Annotated in this window: 4 protein-coding genes; all 4 read right to left on the bottom strand. The window is 40.3% G+C overall.

The annotated features are described in order from the left end of the window. On the bottom strand, positions 1-726 hold a 726-nt coding region (locus VNZ46_RS11165; RefSeq protein WP_325560238.1), incomplete at its 3' end, for a RagB/SusD family nutrient uptake outer membrane protein. A 17-nt stretch (positions 727-743) separates the two neighbouring features. Continuing rightward, entirely contained in the window at positions 744-3,896 is a 3,153-nt protein-coding gene (locus VNZ46_RS11160) for a TonB-dependent receptor (protein ID WP_325560237.1), read from the bottom strand. A gap of 66 nt (positions 3,897-3,962) precedes the next feature. Continuing rightward, entirely contained in the window at positions 3,963-4,871 is a 909-nt protein-coding gene (locus tag VNZ46_RS11155; RefSeq protein WP_325560236.1) for a carbohydrate kinase, read from the bottom strand. 27 nt (positions 4,872-4,898) lie between these two features. Further along, positions 4,899-6,230 carry a sugar porter family MFS transporter gene (locus VNZ46_RS11150; RefSeq protein ID WP_325560235.1) on the bottom strand — a complete coding sequence of 444 codons (1,332 nt, stop codon included), beginning with the start codon at positions 6,228-6,230 and terminating at the stop codon, positions 4,899-4,901. Positions 6,231-6,287: the final 57 nt, after the last annotated feature.

Below are 6,287 nucleotides of genomic sequence, written 5' to 3'. Positions count from 1 at the left end.
ATATTGGTCGTCCTGCGTGTATGCATGATATAACAAAGCTTTGGCCAAATACGCTTTTGCCGCAAGCTGGTTTGCTCTTCCAGGTTCGCCAGGTTGCTTTTCTGGCAAATCATTAATGGCCACCTGAAAATCATTCTCTATTTTTTGCCACAAAGAATCATTTGACATGGTATTTGACACCTTCAATATCTGCTCATTGGTCAGCGTTTCATCAAACCATGGAATGTTGCGGAACAGAATCTTCAACAGAAAAAACATGTGTCCTCTTAGAAAATGCATCTCTCCAATGCGCGTCGTCCTTTTCGGAAATTGGGCATCAGTCAGACCATTTAATGCTCTCAAGGCCGTATTAATTCTTGAAATAGCACCATAAGCTCTTATCCAGGTTCCAGGAAAACCGAAATCCCCCGCACCATTATTTGATGAGTTCACCAGATAAAATTGTTCATACTTATCCATTTGTTGCTGGTCACCTATATCACCACCACCCTTATACGCGTCATCTGAGCGGATGCTCCCATATTCCCACATGCTGGTGATGGGTGCGTCCCACCAATCATTTGCGATTCCTGCATATGCTGCTGTTGCAAGTCCGTCATCAGCAGTAGCCGACGTGAGGTCAGATGCTGACAATGCACCTTGCGGTTTGTAATCCAGGTATTTTTTGCAACCGATGGAAAAGAGAATTGATGTTATCAAAATAATTTTAAAGCTATTATGTTTCATAATTTTTTTTTTAAGAATTAAAAGTTTGCATTCAATCCGACAGTAAACGATGTAGGAACCGGCCATAAATCGAAAGTGTTGGCTCTCTCAGGATCTTTAGCCGTGAAATCTTTTGATTTAATAGCAAATAAATTTTGGCCGGAAATGTATATTCTGAGCGCTTCCATTTTCAGGCTGCTTGCAATATTTTTTGGAAGATTATACCCCAGCATTACATTGCGCAGCTTGAAATAAGAGGCATTCACATAATAGAAATCTGAAGGTCTGTCTTCGCCATTATGATTTAGTAAACTTAAAGCAGGAATTTTTGAACCTGTATTTTCCGGAGTCCACGCACCCAGTGTGCCCGGCCCAAAATTATTTCTTGCATTCACAAATGAATTGAAGAATTTGGTAGGATCAAACCCGGTTTTCCCTACCACACCTGATCCGAAAATTGACAGATCGAAGTTTCTATAATTAAGTTCTATGCGAATGCCATATTCAGCCTTAGGCAAAGTGGTACCCAACCATGTCTGATCATTAGCATCAATTTTGCCATCTCCGTTTACATCTACGTATTTCATCCGTCCTGCACCTTTTAACGCTCCATCAAAGACACCAGGTTGAGTAGAAGCTTTGGCGGCTTCATCCTGACTTTTGAAAATACCATCAGTTTTATATCCGAAAATTGAGAATTGTGAATGGCCTACAATAGAATGGTTGGCATCTCCGGGGTATGCGGGTCGGACATCGTCAGGCAAACTGGTAACAACATTGCTCCAATGACTTGCGTTTGCAGTGATGCTATATCCCAGGCCGCTTGCTGTTTTGTTGTGATAGCCCAATACCAATTCCCATCCTTTATTGTTCATGTCGGCCCCATTGACGAATTCCTGTTGTCCTTCCCCAAGAGCGGCAGCAACAGGAGGTGATATCAATATATCGCTTGTGTTCCTATAAAAATAATCGAATGAACCTGTAATCTTCTCTCCAAAAAATCCAAAATCCAAACCTACATTTGTTTCAGTTGTTGATTCCCATTTCAAATTGGGATTACCTTTTTGAACCTGAACAAAACCTGAAGGAAGCGAGCCGGTATTCACACCGCCGAGATCATAAGCAGTCCCGGTATTGAGCCATTGCGGAAATGCAGGACTGCTCGTACCATAATTGGCCCGAAGCAGCGTGTATGCCGATAGATTACCGATTTCCTGGTTACCCACTTTTCCTCTGCCTGCTCTTAATTTCAGGTTGGAAACCATACTTATGCTTTTAAAAAAATTTTCGTTGTTAATTCTCCATCCCAGGGTAAAAGCAGGAAAAATACCGTAAGGATTATTCGTGCCAAATCGGGAGGAACCATCACGGCGAACAGTAACCGAAGCCAGATATTTATCTCCATATGCATAAAAGATTTTGCCGAATTGAGAAAGCAGCCTGTAACCTGTAGCAGACCCATTATTGGTTTGCGCCCCTACACCAGCACTCAATTGGAGATAATCTTCAGTTTGCAGAGCAAAAACAGTTGTTGATGCGCCGAACGTCTGGAAATCATTTTTAACCGACTCCGTTCCTGCCAGGATGTTCAGCCTGCTTTTCCCAATCTCCATGTTATAGTTTAAAGTATTGGTCCAGGTAAAAGTGAAATCTTTTGATTCCTGCAGTGCCAGGCTATTAAAGGATCTTACCGGTCCTTCTGTTCCAATCAAAGCAGCATTTTTTGCAAGAGCATCAGAATAATCGAAGCCAAGGCTTGTACGGAAAATAAGATGTTTTATAATTTCCAGTTCCGCGAATACATTACCGGATGCGATGAATTGATTTCTGTTATTAAACCTGTTTAGGTATTGCATATCCACCGGGTTATTCCTGTCGGTATATCCGGCTCCTATAGGACCACCGTATGTTCCGTCAGTTTTATATAATGGGATCGTTGGAGCAAGCGTTAATGCAAGACCTGGTGTTGCAGCTCCTCCTACATCTGTAGTAGAATTGACCTGGGAAGTTCTGCTTAACTGAAGATTTTCTCCAAACTTCAACCTGCCATTAAAAGCTGAAGTATGGCTATTGATACGGGCATTATATCTCTGGTATTTTGTGAATTGAATTAGTCCGTTATTATTATAATATCCCAGATCAATCAAGAACCCGCTTTTGCCGGAGCCAGCCGATATCGAAAGGTCACTGGATATAATTGTCGCTGGCTTGAATAAGGCATCTTGCCAATTTGTATTCCCAACAGGTTCGGAGCTATCTCCGCCAACAAAAGGCGCAATATTTACTTTGTTAAGTACGGGATGGGAATAATCACCATTCCAATCGTAAGTATATATTTGACTGACCAGATTGTTGGGGTTTGTGCTATCGTTCACCGCAGCACGCCATAAAGCTTTTCCTCTATCGTACGAATTCAAAACGTTTTCCTGCCATGGCTTTTCGTTTTGTCTGCTAAGGCTGGTATTAAATTGAATACGCACCTTGTCAGTTCCGGTGCTCCCATCTTTTGTGGTAACAATGATCACGCCGTTAGAAGCTCGCGAACCGTAAATAGAAGATGCAGATGCATCTTTCAAAACCTGAATAGATGCAATTGCGCTGACATTAATATTGGCAAAATCCTCATACCTCGTTGTAGGAACTCCATCGATAATATAAAGAGGATTTGTATTGCCCAATGTATTTACTCCTCGTATTAGTATAGTCGGTGCTCCGCCATTTCCTCCAGTGGGAGATCCATCAGTCTGAATATACAGACCAGGAACCTGACCTTGTAAAGCCAGCATAGGACTTGAGGCAGGAATGTTTTTGATGGAACTCAGGTTGACAACAGAAACTGCACCTGTTAAATCAACTTTTTTCTCCGACTTGTATCCTGTAACAACAACCTGGTTAAGGTCATTATTGCCTTCTTCCATCGTAAGGTTTAATTCCTGTGTTGCGTTTGTTATTTTAACATTGAGCCCATTCATCCCGACAAATGATAAAGTAATAGTTTCTCCTATAGCGGCCGCTATAGAAAATTTACCACTTGAATCAGTAAGTGTTGATTTGGTTTTAGTTTGTACTGATACACCCTGTAAGGGCTCCTTTGTTGTTTTGTTTATAACTCTTCCGGTTATAATTTTCTGCTGCGCAAAACTGAATAATGCCAGCAACAACATTGGAAGCAGAATTTGTAATTTTCTCATAATTGAAATTTTAGGTGTTTACATTTTTGTTTGGCTTTTTTTTATCGTCAACGAATACGATTAACCTTATTGAACAACTCCGGTTTCTATCAGGGATTGAATTTCTTTCACTTCATATTGCGGGCAAGGGCCTGTATAGCTTGCGACCAATGCTCCCATTGCACTTGCAAATGCCAATGCTTCGGATGGATTTACTCCTTGTGATAATTTTGAAATCAATCCGGCTAAAAAAGCATCTCCGCTTCCTATCGTATCGGCTAATTTCACTACAAATCCAGGATGCTGGCAGAAAACTCCGTTTGTATTAAACACAGACCCATTACTGCCTCTTGTAACAACAATATTTGGTATATGAAATTTGTCCTGCAGAATCCTGATACGGTCATGTTCGTTTTTGTAATTTGAAAACCAACCTGTAATTAATTCTAATTCTGCGAGGTTGAGTTTCAACAGGCTCACATCATCTAATAATTTTTCGATGATCTGGCGGGTATAATGCGGAGAGCGCAAATTAATATCAAGTACTTTGTATTTGGCGATCTCAAGCAACTTAAATAAAGTGTTGCGGCTTTCTTTGGTGCGGGTGACCAAACTGCCAAAAACAAAATACCGGGAATCTGAAACCAAAGAGGTGAAATTATCATCCCATTGTATATTGTCCCATGCAACAGGTTTCGTAATATCATAAACAACTTCATTGTTTTCGCCTACAGTGGCATTTACCTTTCCTGTATTCAATTCAAAATCCATTTGAAAGAAATCAGTTGAGATTTCATTTTCCCCCATCAGCCGGATTAATTTTTTCCCATCAATATCAGGACCGATCTTTGTTATCAATGCGGGATTTATTCCCAGCTTTTTCAAATGATACGCCACATTCAGCGGTGCGCCACCGGGGACAGTGTTGGTGGGCAATACATCCCATAATATCTCCCCATAACAAACAACCGGGTAATTATTTTCAGGCAAACTCACAGTAATCGTTTTTAGTTAATAAGTGTTTTAATGCAGCACTAGTGTGTGTTCTATTTGCTCCAATGATTTACCTTTCGTTTCAGGCATTATTTTCCAAACAAAAATTAGTTGTATGCACATCATGATACAGAAAAAGAGAAATGTATTGCCGCCACCTGCTTTTTCGGCCAGATATGGAAAGGAGAAGGCAATAAAAGCAGCCATAATCCAATGAGTTGTACTGCCAAGGGTTTGTCCTTTTGCTCTTACCTGATTCGGAAATATTTCAGAAATGAATACCCAGATAACAGCACCTTGAGAGAAAGCAAAAAATGCGATATAAATAAATAAAAATACAGGTACTGCCCATCCACTAAAATTCTCTTTGTAAAAAGAATAGGAAACCATAGCCAATGTAACAATAAGTCCAAATGAACCAATTAGCATTAAAGTCCTTCTTCCAACTCTGTCAATAAAATTCATTGCAAGAAGCGTGAATGTAAAATTGATTGCACCAAGCCCTGCAGTTGATAATAGTGAAGAACTGGTACCCAAGCCGGTCATTTCAAAAATGCGTGGAGAATAGTATATAATAGCATTTATACCCGAAACCTGGTTGAATGCTGCAAAAAGTATCGCAAGCATAACCGGAGTTCTGTATCGTTTCGAAAATAATGGATCTGTTTGTAATAATTCCTTTTCTTGTTTATCGGTTTGTTGAATCTCGTTTATTATCGTGTCAGCAGTTGCAGGATTGATTATTTTGAATATTTCCCGCGCTTCTTCGACTTTCCCTTTTTTCATTATCAGCCACCGTGGGCTTTCAGGAACAAACCGGAGAAGAAGAAAAAATATTGCTGAAGGGATAGATTGTATCCCAAGCATTAACCTCCAGGAATTTCCACCCGTCAGGCTGATCAGATAATTTGAAAAATAAGAAACCACAATACCTAACACCACATTGAACTGAAAAAGGCCAACTAATTTACCTCTCCTGTCAGCTGGTGAAATTTCAGAGATATATATTGGTGCTGTTACAGATGAAGCTCCTACACCAAAACCTCCAATAAACCGGAAGAACAGAAATATATACCAATTAGTGGAAAATGCAGTTCCCAGTGATGAAATAAAATAAAGGAAAGCTATCAGGTAGAGCGTTTTCTTACGCCCAAGCCTGTCTGATGGGATAGCGCCTAACAGAGCACCCGTTACAGTACCTATCAAGGCGATAGAAACAGTAAGGCCGTGTTGCACTGTATTCAGATCCCAGTATTTTTGAATGGATTGTTCGGCGCCTGAAATAACTGCCGTATCAAAACCGAAGAGAAAACCGCCCAAAGCAATGACCAGCGACCAAAGAAAAACATTTTTCTTATTCATATGGCAATTAGTTTCGCAAGTAATCTATATTGCCAGAACTAAATTGCTTTTTGAAAT

The sequence above is a fragment of the Pedobacter sp. genome, assembly GCF_035566355.1.
GTDB lineage: Bacteria > Bacteroidota > Bacteroidia > Sphingobacteriales > Sphingobacteriaceae > Pedobacter.
Note: the sequence above shows the minus strand (reverse complement) of the source record. Positions and strands in the feature narration are given on the sequence as shown.

Excerpts from the sequence above, each read along its gene's own strand:
- VNZ46_RS11160 (WP_325560237.1), bottom strand. The coding sequence starts at position 3,896 with ATGAGAAAATTACAAATTCTGCTTCCAATGTTGTTGCTGGCATTATTC.
- VNZ46_RS11150 (WP_325560235.1), bottom strand. The coding sequence starts at position 6,230 with ATGAATAAGAAAAATGTTTTTCTTTGGTCGCTGGTCATTGCTTTGGGC.